Source organism: Paenibacillus sp. MY03 (genome assembly GCF_002165585.1).
Lineage (GTDB): Bacteria > Bacillota > Bacilli > Paenibacillales > Paenibacillaceae > Pristimantibacillus > Pristimantibacillus agaridevorans.
The window spans coordinates 105,748-121,431 of the sequence record NZ_MXQD01000042.1; the positions used below are offsets into that span (position 1 = coordinate 105,748).

A 15,684-nucleotide genomic window follows, 5' to 3' on the forward strand; every position below is an offset into this window, starting at 1 on the left:
CAAGAAGGAGCATGCCTACTTATGAAAGCCGTTAACTGGAACCGCCCGGACGATGATTTTACACTGACCTTCTGGCAGCAGAACGTCATGCAATTCTGGACGGACGAAGAAATTCCGTTATCTGACGATAAGATGGATTGGATGGCGATGACCGACGAAGAGCGTACGCTCTACAAGAACGTGCTGGGCGGCCTGACGCTGCTCGATACGATTCAAGGCGGCGTCGGCATGCCTAAGATACTTGAACATGTGGACGGTCTGCAGCGCAAGGCGGTATTGTCCTTCATGTCGATGATGGAACAAATCCATGCCAAGTCGTACAGCAGCATCTTCACGACGCTGGCATCCGGCGAAGAGATCGATGCGATCTTCCGTTGGGTGGAGGAGAACCCTCAACTGCAAAAGAAAGCGAATATGATCGCTACCTGGTATTCCAACATAACGACCCCGCAAGAGCTGTACAAGGCAATGGCTGCTTCCGTATTCCTGGAGAGCTACCTGTTCTATAGCGGCTTCTTCTACCCGCTTTATCTGGCGGGACAAGGCAAGATGACGAGCAGCGGCGAGATTATCGACCTGATCCTTCGGGACGAAAGCATCCACGGCTTGTACGTCGGCGTACTGGCTCAGGAGCTGTTCGCGACGTTCACGCCAGAGGAGCAGGCTACGCTGCAAGCGCAAGTTCTTGCGCTGCTGCACGAGCTGTACGAGAACGAGGTTATCTATACGGACGACCTGTACGGTCCGGTTGGATTGGAGGACGAAGTAAAAACCTACGTTCGTTACAACGCGAACAAAGCGCTTATGAATCTTGGCATGGAGCCGTATTTCCCGGAAGAGCCGGTCAACCCGATCGTCTTTAACGGCATCAGCACACATACGAAGCAGCATGACTTCTTCTCGAAGAAGGGCAACGGCTATGTGCGGACGATTCACGTCGAACCGCTGAATGACGACGATTTTGTATTCAATTTCTAACTACATTCATATACTCATTCATGTCATCGCTCTCGAATAAGCCTTGCGGCTATGCGAGGGCGATTGTTGCTAAAAAGGCTTGCGAGCCACCTCAAAAAGTTCGAGTGAACTACCTCTAGAAAGGAGCTTGGAGAATGAAGTCTATTGCCGTTCTACAATTGGCACAGCGGTTCAAGCTGGAGGTGCTTGCAGGCGCCGAACGATTGGACCGCAGGATCGCGAAGTCCCGCGCTTATCGGCCGGGCCTTGAGTTCACAGGGTATTTCGACTTTTTCCCGCAGGCGCATGTTCAGGTGCTGGGGAGGAAGGAGATTACGTACCTGCATAGCCGGACGGAGGAGGAACGAAACCACCATATCGGCAATATCGTCAAATATCATCCGCCCTGTTTCGTCGTGACGGCAGGCCAGGAAGGACTCAAGTATTTGACCAAATATTGCGAGCAAGAAGGCATTCCGCTTTTACGGACGAAGGATGCGACGGCGTCCTTCCTGGGCATGCTCGAAGCGTACCTCGTCAAGGAGCTGGCGCAGGAAATCGCGGTGCACGGCGTCTGCCTGAACGTATCGGGCATCGGCATTTTGCTGCGGGGCAAGTCGGGCGTGGGCAAAAGCGAAACGGCCCATACGCTGATCCGGCGCGGCCATCGCCTTGTCGCCGACGACATCGTCGTGCTCAAGAAGCTGAGCCCGCAGACGCTGCTCGGCAGCCATAACGAGAAGTCCAAGGAGTTTCTCGCGCTTCGCAGCGTCGGGCTCGTCAATGTCGTCCGGCTGTACGGACGCAAGGCGTTCCAGGACGAGACTCGGATCGCGCTGGACATCGAGCTTACCAAGTGGCGCGACAACGAGCTCAACAACGATCTGGAGCTGGAGCCCAAATTCGTGGATTACATGGGCGTCAGCGTGCCGCACTTCGAGATTCAGCTTCAGCCCGGCCGGGATGTGGCAGGACTCATCGAAGCCGCGGCGAACAACTGGTATTTGAAGCAACAGGGCTACAGCGCGATGGAGGACTTCATGCAGCGGCTGCAGCAGCAGGACGATTAAGGCGTCTAAATAGGATAGTCCGACTATCCATCGGTCTTGAGACATGTTACACTAAGGGAGTCAGCCCATTTTCCATCTGTCACAAGTTCACCCGAGTCAAAGGCGTTTCATCCGCCTGGCTGGTCAAGTTTTGCTCGACAAAACGTGAAGGAGGAAACAACGTGGAAAATTGCTCAATCGTCACAAAGCCTGCCCTCAATGTGGTGGGCATCAGTTACAGCGGCCCGTATTCGTCCTTCCCGGATGATGCCATCAGGCTGCAGACGGAGATTCTGTCGCGCAAGCACGAATTAAACGAAGCCATCAAGGGGACTGTCATCTATTGCCCTTATTATGGTAACGAAGCATTCGCGACGTATTGGGCTTGTTATGAGGTGCAGCATCTGGAGGAAGTGCCTCCCGGCATGGTGCAATGGACGATTCCGCCCAGGCGGTATGCCATGGTAGCCAGCTCCAATAAGCGGGTCGGAGAAGGTTACGAGCAGCTGAATACTTGGATGGCCGAGCAGAAGCTGGAGAAAGAAGAACGCGCCGTATCGCTGGAGCTGTTCTATATCGACGAGCAGCATTGGGAAGAGGAGCCGGTCGAGCTGCTAATTCCGCTGCGGGATGAAGATCATTAAATGATTATAAAGAGCTTGCAGAAGCAGGTTCTTTTTTTTCTGCGATTATAGTTGGTTGGAGAAGGAGTTGCGACAAAGTGAGCAGGCCGATCTATGTAGTAGACGCATTTGCCCGGACTCGATACGGGGGCAATCCAGCCGCGGTATGTATTGTAGATGACGTCATAACGGAATCCGAGATGGCCGCGATTGCAGCGGAGATGAATTTGTCCGAAACGGCGTTCGTGCAGCAGCAGGATGGCGGAGTATACAGTCTGAGATGGTTTACGCCGCAGGCGGAAGTGGAGCTGTGCGGCCATGCGACCCTTGCCGCCGCGCATGTGCTGTGGGAGAGCGGACGGTTGGAGGCGGCAAGGGAGGCGGCGTTCGACACGCTAAGCGGGAGATTAACCGCCATACGCAATGGAGAAGATGGCACAATTGCCATGGACTTCCCCGCCGAGCCGCCGCTGCCGGTGCAAGCGCCGCAGGAGCTGCTGGAAGGTCTCGGACTTATTCCCCGTTATGTCGGGCGCAACCGGATGGATTATATTGTGGAGATCGACGGAGAGGGGACCGTACGGACGCTGAGACCGGACTTTGGCATGCTGAAGCGGCTGGATGCTCGAGGGGTCGTGGTAACCAGTCGCGCAGACTCCTCGGCAGAAGCAGAAGGTGTGCGTTACGACTTCGTTTCGCGGGCTTTCTACCCAATACTCGGCGTCGACGAGGATCCTGTGACGGGCTCTGCCCATTGCGCTCTTGCGCCGTATTGGGCCAAGCGGCTGCGCCGGACGGAGCTTGCCGGCTATCAAGCTTCGGCGCGCGGCGGACTGGTTGGCATGTCGCTGAAGGAGGATCGCGTGCTGCTCTCCGGCCATGCCGTCACCGTGCTGAGAGGTGCGATTGAGAGTTGAAAGATAGCAGCGGCAAAAAGAGAAACCTCCGATTCCGCGAACAGAGCGGTGAACCAGAGGTTTTTTTAGGTCGTCGCATACAATAATTGGCCCGCAAAGGCGCTTGCGTTTAACGTTACGGGACCTGGCGCCATACGTGCGTTATCCCAAGTTCTTCGCAGAGGCGGGAAGCGACTTGAAGCTGGAGACGCGGTTTTTTCCGTTCATCTTGGAATAATACATCGCCTCGTCCGCCTGCTTGACCATCTCCTGCACGGAACCGCTCTCCTTGGATGTGCTGAAGCCGACGCTGACGGTAACGATCGTCTCGCTCTCGATGCGCTTGCGAATGCTCTCCGCAACGACATCCGGCTTCACGCGTTCCGTGCTGATGCAAGCCAGCAGCTCTTCGCCGCCGTATCGCCCGGCGGAGCCGATGCTGATGGCCTCCTCCTTAATAATCTCGGCTACCCGCTTAAGCACGATGTCCGCCTTGAGATGGCCCTGCGTATCGTTAAGGCGCTTGAAGTTGTCGATATCGCAGAAGATGATCGCCATGGACTTGCTGCCCTTGAGCAATGCATCCGCCTTGCTGCTGAAATGGCGGCGATTGTACAAGCCCGTAAGTCCGTCGACAATGGACGACTGGTAGGTTGACATCAGCCGTTCGATGACCCACTCGAACAGCAGCATGAACATTAAGCTGAAGTACACAATGGGGAGCAGGAGGCCCAGCAGAAGCAACCAAGGCTGCCCGCCGTGGAAGACGTAGGCGTCGGCCATGCGTGCCAGCTCTCCGATGAAGTATACAATCAACCCTGTATAATATTTTGGACTGAGGTCCGCCACTCGCGTTGCCAGCAATATAATAAGAGTAACGACGATCATGTAGACGTCCAGCAACGGGAACGATACGATCAGCCCCTCTCTGGATGCGCCCGAGCCGGAAGGAGCGACCGCGTATTGGGCTGCGGCGAGCGCGACGGTCGCGCCCGCCATGATCAGGAAGGGCAAGCTTCGCAGTTGGGCGGTGCGATAAGTATATAATTTCATGAATACAAAGTTTATAATGATAAAAGAAACGATCCCCAGCAAGCTGGATGCCAAATAAATCCAAGGCGACAGCGACTGTCTGGAGAAAGCGAGACCAATCAGGACGGCCTGCTTCGCCATCATTAACGAAATAGCGGCAATCAGCCATCTGTAGGTTACTTTGTTGCGATAGCTTGCATATAGTTTGAGTGACATAAACAGCATCAGAATGAGGACGACGATGACGGACGTGGAAGAGAAGAGTACGCCGTTCGGTCCCGTGAGCCATTGCATCATTGTCATAGGTTAAACCACCGTTATGTAGGAATGTCTGGAGGAAGCCAGCGACTTTAGGTCGTGTCTGAAAACCCGCTCAGGGGCATCTTTCACCGCCTTTCCGCCCCCTGCTTCGTCACTTTTGCTTGACGTAGCCTTAGGTAACGCCTTCACAAAAGTTCCTTGCATGAAACGAAAATTCGGCAAAATCTGCTCCCCTCGGAGTATTCAGACACGCCCTAGACTTTTTGAGCAAGAACTTTACAGAAACATATGTTCTAATATATCATATTCCAGTAGTTTCGTAACCATGAATCTGGCACTATTTTCGAAGCGGAGTTACGCTTTAGACTTTTTATCGGGAGTTGGCTCATGAATATTTTGCAGGCATTGTTTTTCCCGCCGGAGCAGCCGGGTGGCGTATCGTCGATGGTGCCTTATATACAGGAACGGTTCATCAAGATGGGATGGGGGATGGAGCTGTTCTCGCTCCCCAAACGCGTTAGAAACAAAGGACAGGAGGAAGTGAGCTTCGAAACCTTTGAGCATCGCGACTTCGAAGATAATCCTCTGGTCGCCAAATATATACAGACATACAAGGATTACGTGTGGTGGACCAAGTTGAGATTGCAAAAGTCTTACGATATTATTCATGCCCATCATCCGATCGCGGCGCTTGTCATGAAGCAGCTCTATCCCGACACGCCGCTTATTATGACGATCCACTCCAGCTATGAGCGCGAGCTGATGCTCAACGGCAGGATCCGGGAAGGCGGGACGGAGCACCGCTTCCTGACATCGATTTATCGGGAGCTGGAGGCGAAGGCGGATCTACTGACAACCGTGTCGGCGTCATTTCGCTCGTATATCGCGCCTTACGTGGATCGGCCGGAGGCCATCAAGGTCATTCCCAACGGCTACGACGAGAAGCGGTTCAAGCCGATCGCGCATGATAATGCCGTTACGCAGTTGATTACCGTCTGCCGGCTCGTTCCGGCCAAGGGACTGGACATTCTGCTCCGGGCTTGCGCCGAATTGAAGGAGCGCGGCTGTCCGTTCGTGCTGCACATCATCGGAGACGGCCCTATGCGCAAGGAGCTCGAGGCGCTCGCGCAGGAGCTTAATTTGTACGACGACATTATCTTCTACGGCTATATGCTGCATCCCGAGGAATTTATGCCGTTCTTCGACGTGTTTGTCCTGCCTTCGCGCGCGGAGGCGTTCGGCTCCGTATTCGCGGAGGCGGCGCTGTGCTGGCTGGCGTTGGTGGGCACGAATGTGGGCGGCATCGGAGAGCAGATCGAGGATGGCGTTAACGGACTGCTCGTAGAGCCGGAAAATCATCTGGCGCTGGCTGAGGCTTTGGAGAAAGTCGTATCGGATCCCATCTACCGTCATAACCTGGCGAGAGCGGGTTGGAACAAGGCGAAGAAGGAGTATTCGCTGCAAAGGGTCATCACGCAGTTCAAAAAGGTCTATCTCGGCCTGAAGCCGGAGGGATCGGCAACGTAAGAAGGCGGCCTTCCATAGAGGAAGGCTCGTCTAACTCGGGAAGAAGGGAGCTGAAGCGAAAGTGGGTGTGCCTTTCCGATTTATTCATGCAGCGGATTTGCATCTCGACAGTCCGTTTCGCGGACTCGTCAAGGCGCCGGACGCCGTTCGGACGGCGCTCTCTGCCGCCACGTTCGCGGCGCTGAGACGATTAACGGATGCGGCGATCGAGCATGAAGTCGACTTCGTTGTCGTGGCCGGCGATCTGTTCGACGAGGCGGACCGCTCCCTGAGAGCCCAGTTCGCGCTGATGAAGGAGTGGGAGCGTCTCGCCGGGCATGGCATTGCCGTGTACGCCATTCATGGCAATCACGATCATCTGGGCGGCCGGCGGGCTAAGCTAAAATTGCCGGATGGCGTACATATTTTCGGAGCCAATCGGGTACAATCCGCGCCTGCTTATACGAGAAGCGGCGAGTTGGCTGCCAACGTCTACGGCGTATCCTACGGGGAGCGAGCTGTGACCGAAAACCTGGCCTTGCGTTATGCTGCGGATGCCGATGCCCCCTATCATATCGCATTGTTGCATGGCAATGTGGGAGGAGACCCTTCTCACGACAGTTATGCGCCATGTTCCTTGGAGCAATTGACCGGCGGCGGCTTTCACTATTGGGCGCTTGGCCATATCCATAAGCGCGAAGTGCTGCATCAGTATCCCCATGTCGTCTACTCCGGCAATTCGCAAGGCCGCAATCCGCGAGAAACCGGGGCCAAAGGCTGTTATCTCGTCGATGTGTCCGCCGCTGGAGCGACCGATCTGACCTTCCTGCCTCTGGATGCCGTCAGATGGCAGGAGATGATCGTGCCCATCGAAGGCGCGGCGACCGAGCAGGAGCTGCTGAGCAGACTTCAGACGGCGGCAGGCAGTGCCTCTGAAGAGGGCGAAGGGCGGCCCGTTATGTTAAGGCTTAAGCTTGCGGGGAGCGGTCCGCTGCATGCGCGTCTTAAGGATGGGACGTTGACAGCGGCTCTGCTGGAGCAGCTTCAGGAGGAGCTCTGGCGAGAGGGATCTGCATGGGTGTACGTCCACAGCCTGGAAGCTTCGACCTTCGCGCAGATGGACTGGGCCGCGCTTGCCATGGATGATGGCTTTACAGGCGAGCTGTATCGGCTTGGAGAGAGGCTGCGCGAGAATTCCGAGGCTTGGAGAATGTTCGCAAGGGCTGCGATCGCGGACATCGACAGCCATCCCAAGTTGGGCAAGCTGGGCCGGCGGAGCTGGGACGAGCTGCCAATGGATTGGCTGGAGGAGGCGCGCCTGCTTGCCATCGAAGCCATCGCGGAGGAAGGGGAAAAGGAATGAGGCTGATCGAAGCGCGCATTGACGGATACGGCGAGTTGAATGATCGGAGCATCGGACTGGATGCTCCGGTCATTGTCGTCTACGGGCCAAACGAAGCGGGCAAAAGCACGTTGTTCGGCTACCTGCGAACGATGTTGTATGGTTTCCCGAGACGATCTTCCCCCGGAGAACGACATGAGCCTGCTGGAGGCGGCAGACATGGAGGGAGGCTTGTTTTCGCCGATGCGCAAGGACGCGAATTTCTTTTGGAGCGTTACGCGGCAATTGCAGGCGGAAAGCCCAAGGTAAAGCAGTGGCAGCGAGACAACGGCGAAAAATGGCTTAATGATACGGAATTCGGAACGGAGCGGGTACTGGAGCAGGCCGCATGGGAGGGGCAGTTTCTCGGCGGCGTGCAGGAGCGGCTCTATCGGCAGCTCTTCGCGATTACATTGTCGGAGCTGATGGAAGTCGGTACATTGTCCGGCGGCGAGCTAGGCCGTTATCTCTATCAGGCAGGCTGGGAAGAGGGGCGCGCCGTTGCGGCAGCCGAGAAACGTATACAAGCCGAGATGGACGAGCTGTTCAAGCCAAAGGGGACAAATCAGAGATTGATCGGCTATGCGCGAACGATCGAATCTCTCGATGCGGAGCTCCGGGGTCTGGAGGACGGCATCGATCGATTTAATGAGCTTACTCGAGAAGGAGAGACGACAGAGCGGGAGCTGGCGGCACTGGAGGGAGCGGTACCGGCTGCAGAAGAGAGTGTTCGGCTGCTGCGCAAGGCCGTGAAAGCGAGGCCGATCTGGCTGCGCGGCATTCTGCTGCGCGCCGAGATGGAACGGCTCTCGGGTGCCGGACATCTGGATGCGGATGCTTCTTCAGTATGGGATGATTTGAAGGGTAGACGAGAGGTACTGAAGGAGGAGGCCGTGCGACTTCGCAAGGAGCTGGAACAGGCAGAGGGCAGAAGGCGGTCGCTCACGTATGACGATACGCTGCTCGCGCGGGGCGACGAGCTCGAAGCGATGCTGCAAGGGGCGGAGCGAATCCGCGGCCTGTCTATGCAAGTTTCGGAATGGCGGGTCGAGCTGGAGTCGCTGGACGAAGTTATCGCCAAGCTGGTTACAGCTATATCGCCCGAATGGACGGAACGTCAGCTTCGTGAATTAATGGTAACGGTAGCAGATAAGGACGATGTCAGGGAAGTGCGAGAGCGGATGCTGGTCATGCAGCGCAAGGAAGAGAAGCTGGGAGCCGAATGCGAAGGTCTGCAAGCCAGGCATCTCGAAGCGCAAGCGCTGCTTGAGGAGACTGCAACCGCGCTTCGGCTGGAGCGGCTGCCCGAGAGCGCAGCAGGAGGCGATGGCATATACTCGCTGCTGGAGCTGACTCCGTCCGGCCTGGCTCAAGCCTGGTCATCGGTTGATGAAGCGCTTCGCGCATGGGAGCTGGAGCGGGCTCGTCAGCAATCCGCAAGCCCGTCCGCCGACGCCGTGACGAAGGAGGAGTACATCGCTTCCGGCGGGGCCAGGACAAGCTGGCTGCCGTGGGGCATAAGCGGGCTTGGCGCTGCCGCCTTGCTCGCAGCAGGATCGCTGACCGGCCTGCTGGGCGATCTATCCGACGGTGCTTTAGCCGCAGCGCTTCTGATTGGCGGAGCATCCGCCGCACTTTTGGTCGCAGGCCGACTGTCCGCGGATAGAGGTGCAAACAGGGCAAAAACGAGAGGGAAATCCGATCGAGACAGCCGTTTGGCTGGACGCTCCGGCAAAAGCGGCAACAACAGGGGCTGGAGCGCTGCAACAGGCGGCATCCCTGACGCTGCGGAGACGGCTAGTGCAGCCGAGGAGCGGTTAGAGAGGGCCCTTGGGCTGCTCGTGAAGGATCCGTCAGCGGTTTTGAGCGCGTTAATTGACCGCTCCGCGGGAAGAACGCAGCCAGAAGCGAGATCAGCGCTGCAAGCTAAAGTCGGGGCAACCGGCGATCATCTGGCTCGCAAGGAGAGATTAGCCTCCCGTATGGACGAGCATGAGGCGAGACTGAGCCGGATTCGCGCCATGCTGGACGAGCGCGAAGCTGCTTTGGCTATAGCGGTGGCCGAGACAAGCCAAGCAGCGGCGGAATGGCGGAGCTGGCTGGCCGCTCGAGCTTTGCCCGAGAGCCTGTCGCCGACAGCCGCGCTGGAGACGTTCGAGCTTGCTGAAGGCGCAATGGATCGTCTGCGCCAGTACGACCGGCTGTCCGCAAAAATAACGGCAGCCGGCCGCGAGCGGTCGGATTACGTCCGGCATGCGGTTGCCCTCTGCGAAGGATACGCCGAATGGCAGCGCCAATCTGCGCAGGATCCCGTGCTCGCGTTGACGCTGCTGCAAGGAGAGTATCGCAGACAAGCTGCCTCCCGTTCGGAGGAGTTGTCGCTTGCTTCTCAAGAAGCCGAGATGACCGAACAATTGTCGCATGCGGAATCCGCTCTTTCGATGATGAGCAAGGAGATTGGCGAGCTGCTCGAAGCAGCAGGCGCAGCAACCGAAGAGCAATACGAGACGGCCTTGCATAATCGGGTGCGGCTTGGAGAATGGGAGGGGGAATACAGTCTGGTGCAAATCGAGTTGACCGCCGGACAATCTCCCGAGCGCTTGGCGCAGCTGGAAGCATTATGGACGACATGCGACGAGCTGGTGCTGGAGCAGTGCCTTCGCGAGGCCGAAATTGAAGCTGCCCGACTATCGGAGCTGCAGCAGTCTTGGCTGGAGCGCAGAGGACGCGTCAAGCAGGCGATGGAGCACTTGACCAGCGCGGAGAAGCGCGGCGAGCTGCTGTCGAAGCGCTCCATGGCAGTCTCTGCTCTGGAGGCGGATTCCAGCCGATACGCCGTATTGTCCGTTAGCCGAGCGCTCATTCGAGCGACGCGCAAGAAGTTCGAGGAGGAAAGGCAGCCTTCCGTGCTCCGCCACGCTACGGCCTATATGCGGCTTTTGTCGGAGGGGAGGTATGTGCGCGTTCATGCCGGCGGTCCCGAAGCGGGCATAGGCATAGAGCGGGCGGACGGCATCGCCAAGGACAGCGGCCTGCTTAGCAGGGGAACGGCGGAGCAGCTGTATTTGTCGATGAGGCTTGCGCTTGCCCGGGAAGCGACGGGAACCGTCAAGCTGCCCATGCTGCTCGACGATCTGTTCGTCAACTTCGATCGCGCCAGATTGCATGCCGCTTCCGCGCTGATGAACGAAATCGCTTCGGAACGTCAGATCATTTTGTTTACCTGCCACGAGCATGTGCGGGATGCGCTGCTTGCCGGCTGCAGAGCCGCCGTGACCGTCGATATGACTCCGCAGCAGGCGACGGCATTCCATTCCGTCAAGAATTCCGGAACGTTACCCGACGGCGGATCATAAGAATGAGCCAGCCGAGACTAATAAGACCGAAGAGCGGATACAGCGTGGAGAGCAGCGGCCCGAACCCGATCTGACTGGCCAAATAACAAACCAGCAGTACCGCGACCGTCAGCCATTCTCTTGACCAGCTCGTGCGCTCCTTAAGCTGCAAGGTCAGGCCGTAGATGTTGGCGATAAGCGTCGTGAAAATTTCCGCAAAAATCAGGAACATGTAGATAAACTGTACGTACTGTCCCAGCTGTCTGGCGATGCCGCCCATGGGGATGGCAAATTGCTGGATGCCCGGCATATGCAAGGAGAGAGCAATATGACCGGCGAGCAGCATAAAGCCGATGCCGATGCCGCCCAGCCACGACCCCATGACGATCGTTTTGCGATCGCGAATTTCCGCGCCTAGCGGCACCAGAACGGCTTGGGCAAGCGACAGATTGAAGGCGGTATACAGAAAAGGGGACGCCAGGGCGGCCCATGGGGAGTAGTCGGTGGACAACGTCAGAAATTTGGCGGAGCCCGGCGTGTGGAAGGTGTGGATCATGACGAAAACGGTGAAAAGAAGCATGGTCGGAACGACGATGGCATTGACGGCAAGAATGGACTTCATTCCTTTGCGCAGCAGCAGAAAGCTGCCCGCCATCGTGATCAACAGTCCGGCCTGATACGCTATATTCCAATGCTCATAGAAGATGGTGCCTGCCCCGGCCAGCATGACCGCGGTCACGCCGAGCAAGATGACAAGCATAAAGAGGCTGATCAGCCGCCCGTATTTGTCGCCGAACAGCGCCTTGTTAAGGTCCTCGTAGGAATTGGCGCGAATTTCGCTGGCGATAATCATCATTTTGGTGCCGAGCCAGATAAACAAAACAGTTGCGAACGCGATTGTGATCGTACCCCAATAACCGAATCTTGTGAAAAACTGCAAAATTTCCTGTCCCGTCGCAAAACCCGCCCCAACGATCGTACCCATATAAGTTGACGCAATTTGCAGCACCTTGCTTGTCCTCTTCTGCACCGGCGACCCTCCGATCCAACAGCATTCTCTTAACAGGGTATGTCCAATGAAGAGGCTAAATGACTGCCTGACGGGATTTTCGTCCAAATTACGTCCCGGACAACAAAAAAAGCCGACCGCTTAACTTGCAGCGATCAGCTTCATGGATACAATTTCATTTCTGCCGGGGTCAATATCCAGCTTCAGTCTTGCTTTTTTTGCTTCGTATGTCAGGTGATATTCGGACTGCACTTCCGGCTGGCCGAGCTTTTTGATCGCTTGCTCGGGTTTGTCGCCGATCTTAAGTCCGTTCAAGCCGGTAGCAGCGTCCAGTCCGAACACCTCGACGAAATGGACGGCTCCTTTGCCGCTGAAACCGACCGAAACGCCTTCATATTCATGGACATGAATTTGACTGCTCTCTTCCTCCAGCAAGTAGCTGTCGAGCTCCTTGCCCAGCAGCGTTGTTACGGCGGAGACGCCGTCGCCAATTGCGATGCCATGCAGCGCGGGAACACTTTTGTTCCATTTGGTCTCATTTTGCTGACCCGGATCCGCCGTTCCGCTGTCCTTTTTGGCAGAAGAGGTCTCGGCGGACGAACCGTCGTCCGTACCTGCGAGATTGCCGCTCGGAGCGTCGCTGCCGACCGTTTTCGGATCAGCGTCTTCCAGGTAGGACTTCTGAGGGCCATCCGATGTAACTTCCTCCGCTATCACAACGTTGTCGTCGTTGCCGTTCTGCTGGTCCGGCTTGGCGGATTGGCAGCCTGCAAGCAGCAGCATAAACGCCGTCGCGCAAATCATGAGCTCCTTGCGCCAAGGCTTGTCCATCGTATTCCTTCTCTTCATGTTTCCTACCACCGCCGTTCGTTAATGTCTCTCTATTGTAACGTATTACAGGACTGGAAGGTTGCTGTTTTCTACAAAAAAGGTTTGTAAATGATTCATGTATGACGCCGCCAACTCCAAGCCGGGCTTCTATTTGACAAGATGTTAGGTTGCGCGACGCGCCAATCCTATGGTACGTTATCGAAAAGGGAAAAAAAGCGGAGGTAATGGATGATGGAGAAGCTTAAGACACGCATATTGCAAGAATCGTCGGTAGTGTCGAGCGACGTGCTGCGGATGGACGCGATCATTAATCATATGGTAGACCCGGAGCTTACGATGGAGATGGGCCGCGAATTCGCGGCGCGGTTTGCAGAGCAGTCGATTACGAAGGTCGTTACGGTGGAGTCATCCGGCATTCCGGCCGCTTTTACAACGGCGTACGTCCTTGGCGTGCCGCTCGTGTTCGCCAGGCGCAAGAAGACGCTCATCGCGGATCCGGACGCTTATTGCGAGCGGGTCCCGTCGTTCACCAAGGGAATGGTTACCGATATTATGGTATCCAAGCAGTTTCTAACGAGCGACGATCGGGTATTATTTATCGACGATATTATCGCTAATGGCGATGCGGCCAGAGGTTTGATCAAAATAATCGAACGTTCCGGAGCGGCCTTGGTCGGCATGGGAGTCGTAGTCGAGAAATCCTTCCAGGCCGGCGGCCGCACGCTTCGCGAAAGCGGCATTCGCGTAGAATCGCTCGTGCGTATTGCATCGCTGGAGGGCGGAGAGATTACTTTTGAGTAAGATGTTCCAGCATGTTCGCTCTTTCCCAGCAGAATGATATGGCTTATAATAAACGTAAGTGATCGAGGGGAGGCACACCATCATGGAAAATCTATCTGCCGAGTTTATGAACGTGAAGTTAAATGACGCCAAGATCCATTTCGAGAGAGCGCTAGACTGCAAGCATACCGAATTCGATGATCTATATCCTTATATGATTGAGCATCCGCAATTTTTCTGGTACAAACGTTACGTCGCATGGTCCGAGCTATTGACGATCGTCAAGCTGTGCGATGAGCTGTCCATCGAGTGGAAGGATCAATTTACCGAGAAGCAATCGGAGTATATCGGCAAAAGAGTTATGTCCTCCCGCGTGCTGGACGAATGGTACGAGACCAACGATTCCAAAGAGCATGTAGGCTAAGAGACAGGTTACACTCATAAATGCACCATGGATGAGGTAGACCTCAATGATTTGCGCAAGCTGTCATTGGGGTCTTTGTCCGATTAACGGGCGATAGATTGCCGTCAAGTTGTCACTATACATAGGAGGTGCGGGAAAGCGATGATTTCGGAGGAACAGCTGGATGCGTTTCGGCATTCGGGAGAGACAGTCAGAATTGTGCGGGACGATCTGGAGAGCAACGATGTGGCGGGCATTGTCGTCGCCTGGGATGACGTCTCCGTCATGATCCGCAAACCAAGCAGAAGAGTGGTCAAGCTGAGCAGAGGTTATCTGTACCAGCCTGCATCCGAGGAGCGAAGATCTCCGCTGGAATAATAGAAAATCACAACAAACTATGAGGAGTGATTCCATGAATTGTCCAGTATGCGATGATGTGCGAATGAAGGAAGTGCAGAAGGAGGATGTGCTCATCGACGTCTGTCCGGCATGCAAGGGCGTATGGCTGGATCGCGGCGAGCTGGAGAAGCTGCTGCAGGGCGTCCGCGAGGTGCGCGACGACTACGAGCGGATGGAGCAGGAAATCCAGAACACGGGTTATGGTGGCGTACAGGCGCCGCCAAATGTAGATCAGGGTCAAGCCGGAGCATTCGGCAACAGTCCTGGCGGACAAGCCGGTTATAGCGGCGCGCCTGCTCCTGGCGCAGGCGGGACAAGTCCGGGCTACGGGTCAGCTCCGGGTTACGATGGGACGGGGCGAGGCGGCTACCAGCCGCCGCCTCCGCAAGGCGGCAATCCCGGTTATCAGCAGCCTCATTCGCAAGGCGGCAATCCAGGCTACCAACAGCCTCCGGGCCAATACGGCCAGCCTGGTTACGGTCAGCCAGGTTATGGTTCTGCCCCTGGACAGGGTTATGGATACGGACAGGGGAACAGCAAGTACGGCTACGATAAGTACGGTCGTCCGTACAAAAAGAAAAAAACGATGCTGGACGTTTTCGGCGATTTGTTCGACTAATTGAGCTGAAGCTGTATTGGGGTCGAATAAAGGATGAACCATCTGCCGGAATCAAAAAAACCTCTTAAATCTGTGTAATCGGATTTAAGAGGTTTTTTGGCGATTGTGGGCCGAGCAGGGCTGGCTGCAAACCACCGGACGTAGGCTCTATAGTAATTTCGCGTGCTGCAGCCTGAAAAAATCGGGTTCCAGAGAGCAGTTGGGTCACTTTGGTTGCAATAACCCGAGAAAGTCTGGTTATTGAGTCTGGCGGAGTAACTTTGGTTGCAATAGCCCGAGAAAGTCGGGTTATTGAGCCAGGCGGAGCAGGCTTGGTTGCAATAACCCGAGAAAGTCTGGTTATTGAGTCTGGCGGAGTAACTTTGGTTGCAATAGCCCGAGAAAGTCGGGTTATTGAGTCTGGCGGAGTAACTTTGGTTGCAATAGCCCGGAAAAATCGGGTTCCAGGACCCGCTGGAGGGATTGTGATGACTTAAGCCTCCATCAAAGTTCAAATTAAGATTTTTGACACAAAAAAAAGTTCGAAAATTGCTCCAAGAGCCAATTCGCGAACTTGTTGATATAAAGGTTGGTGCGGTCGAGAGGACTCGAACCTCCACGGCT

Annotated in this window: 13 protein-coding genes and 1 pseudogene; 11 read left to right on the forward strand and 3 right to left on the reverse strand. The window is 55.9% G+C overall.

All coding sequences use genetic code 11. From position 1 onward, the window contains the following. The first annotated feature begins 21 nt into the window (after window positions 1-21). The 4 genes from nrdF (at window position 22) to B1748_RS27085 (ending at window position 3,546) form a co-directional block, all read left to right on the forward strand. Window positions 22-978 carry a class 1b ribonucleoside-diphosphate reductase subunit beta gene (gene nrdF, locus B1748_RS27070; RefSeq protein WP_087571056.1) on the forward strand — a complete coding sequence of 319 codons (957 nt, stop codon included), beginning with the start codon at window positions 22-24 and terminating at the stop codon, window positions 976-978. A 134-nt stretch (window positions 979-1,112) separates the two neighbouring features. Next, window positions 1,113-2,027, forward strand: a complete 915-nt coding sequence (hprK, locus tag B1748_RS27075) for an HPr(Ser) kinase/phosphatase (RefSeq protein ID WP_087571057.1) — start codon at window positions 1,113-1,115, stop codon at window positions 2,025-2,027. A 161-nt stretch (window positions 2,028-2,188) separates the two neighbouring features. Beyond that, on the forward strand, window positions 2,189-2,650 hold the full coding sequence (locus B1748_RS27080) for a GyrI-like domain-containing protein (protein WP_087571058.1): 462 nt from the start codon (window positions 2,189-2,191) through the stop codon (window positions 2,648-2,650). Window positions 2,651-2,727: 77 nt separating this feature from the next. Beyond that, window positions 2,728-3,546, forward strand: coding sequence for a PhzF family phenazine biosynthesis protein (locus tag B1748_RS27085; RefSeq protein ID WP_087571059.1), 819 nt, complete (start codon window positions 2,728-2,730; stop codon window positions 3,544-3,546). Window positions 3,547-3,687: 141 nt separating this feature from the next. Here B1748_RS27085 and B1748_RS27090 read toward each other — a convergent pair whose 3' ends face one another. Next, window positions 3,688-4,860, reverse strand: a complete 1,173-nt coding sequence (locus B1748_RS27090) for a GGDEF domain-containing protein (protein ID WP_087571060.1) — start codon at window positions 4,858-4,860, stop codon at window positions 3,688-3,690. Window positions 4,861-5,205: 345 nt separating this feature from the next. Here B1748_RS27090 and B1748_RS27095 point away from each other — a divergent pair, with 345 nt between their 5' ends. The 3 genes from B1748_RS27095 to B1748_RS27105 all read left to right on the forward strand — a co-directional run bounded on the left by B1748_RS27095 (window position 5,206) and on the right by B1748_RS27105 (window position 11,061). After that, window positions 5,206-6,345 (forward strand): glycosyltransferase family 4 protein, encoded by a 1,140-nt coding sequence (locus B1748_RS27095; RefSeq protein ID WP_087571061.1) that lies wholly within the window; start codon window positions 5,206-5,208, stop codon window positions 6,343-6,345. Between the two features lie 61 nt (window positions 6,346-6,406). Next, window positions 6,407-7,687 (forward strand): metallophosphoesterase family protein, encoded by a 1,281-nt coding sequence (locus tag B1748_RS27100; RefSeq protein WP_087571062.1) that lies wholly within the window; start codon window positions 6,407-6,409, stop codon window positions 7,685-7,687. After that, complete coding sequence (locus B1748_RS27105) at window positions 7,684-11,061, forward strand: AAA family ATPase (RefSeq protein ID WP_087571063.1); 3,378 nt, start codon at window positions 7,684-7,686, stop codon at window positions 11,059-11,061. The genes B1748_RS27100 and B1748_RS27105 overlap by 4 nt, the downstream gene beginning before the upstream one ends. Here B1748_RS27105 and B1748_RS27110 read toward each other — a convergent pair. Together B1748_RS27110 and B1748_RS27115 are read right to left on the reverse strand one after the other, a co-directional pair. Beyond that, on the reverse strand, window positions 11,024-12,070 hold the full coding sequence (locus B1748_RS27110) for a YkvI family membrane protein (protein ID WP_256975959.1): 1,047 nt from the start codon (window positions 12,068-12,070) through the stop codon (window positions 11,024-11,026). The two genes, B1748_RS27105 and B1748_RS27110, sit on opposite strands and share 38 nt — an antisense overlap. A gap of 120 nt (window positions 12,071-12,190) precedes the next feature. Continuing rightward, a complete protein-coding gene (locus B1748_RS27115) occupies window positions 12,191-12,898 on the reverse strand; it encodes a hypothetical protein (RefSeq protein WP_143810389.1) in 708 nt (235 codons plus the stop codon). 213 nt (window positions 12,899-13,111) lie between these two features. Between B1748_RS27115 and B1748_RS27120 the strand changes: the two genes are divergently transcribed. From B1748_RS27120 to B1748_RS37655, 4 genes and pseudogenes are all read left to right on the forward strand, one after another. After that, entirely contained in the window at window positions 13,112-13,681 is a 570-nt protein-coding gene (locus B1748_RS27120) for a xanthine phosphoribosyltransferase (RefSeq protein ID WP_087571065.1), read from the forward strand. An 82-nt stretch (window positions 13,682-13,763) separates the two neighbouring features. Then, entirely contained in the window at window positions 13,764-14,084 is a 321-nt protein-coding gene (locus B1748_RS27125) for a hypothetical protein (RefSeq protein WP_179215849.1), read from the forward strand. A gap of 141 nt (window positions 14,085-14,225) precedes the next feature. Continuing rightward, window positions 14,226-14,441, forward strand: coding sequence for a hypothetical protein (locus tag B1748_RS27130; protein ID WP_087571066.1), 216 nt, complete (start codon window positions 14,226-14,228; stop codon window positions 14,439-14,441). Between the two features lie 34 nt (window positions 14,442-14,475). After that, window positions 14,476-14,646, forward strand: a pseudogene (locus B1748_RS37655) (TFIIB-type zinc ribbon-containing protein); the annotation flags it as partial. Window positions 14,647-15,684 lie beyond the last annotated feature (1,038 nt).

Excerpts from the sequence above, each read along its gene's own strand:
- B1748_RS27130 (WP_087571066.1), top strand. The coding sequence starts at position 14,226 with ATGATTTCGGAGGAACAGCTGGATGCGTTTCGGCATTCGGGAGAGACA.
- B1748_RS27120 (WP_087571065.1), top strand. The coding sequence starts at position 13,112 with ATGGAGAAGCTTAAGACACGCATATTGCAAGAATCGTCGGTAGTGTCG.
- B1748_RS27115 (WP_143810389.1), bottom strand. The coding sequence starts at position 12,898 with ATGAAGAGAAGGAATACGATGGACAAGCCTTGGCGCAAGGAGCTCATG.
- B1748_RS27125 (WP_179215849.1), top strand. The coding sequence starts at position 13,764 with ATGGAAAATCTATCTGCCGAGTTTATGAACGTGAAGTTAAATGACGCC.
- B1748_RS27105 (WP_087571063.1), top strand. The coding sequence starts at position 7,684 with ATGAGGCTGATCGAAGCGCGCATTGACGGATACGGCGAGTTGAATGAT.
- nrdF (WP_087571056.1), top strand. The coding sequence starts at position 22 with ATGAAAGCCGTTAACTGGAACCGCCCGGACGATGATTTTACACTGACC.
- B1748_RS27090 (WP_087571060.1), bottom strand. The coding sequence starts at position 4,860 with ATGACAATGATGCAATGGCTCACGGGACCGAACGGCGTACTCTTCTCT.
- hprK (WP_087571057.1), top strand. The coding sequence starts at position 1,113 with ATGAAGTCTATTGCCGTTCTACAATTGGCACAGCGGTTCAAGCTGGAG.
- B1748_RS27095 (WP_087571061.1), top strand. The coding sequence starts at position 5,206 with ATGAATATTTTGCAGGCATTGTTTTTCCCGCCGGAGCAGCCGGGTGGC.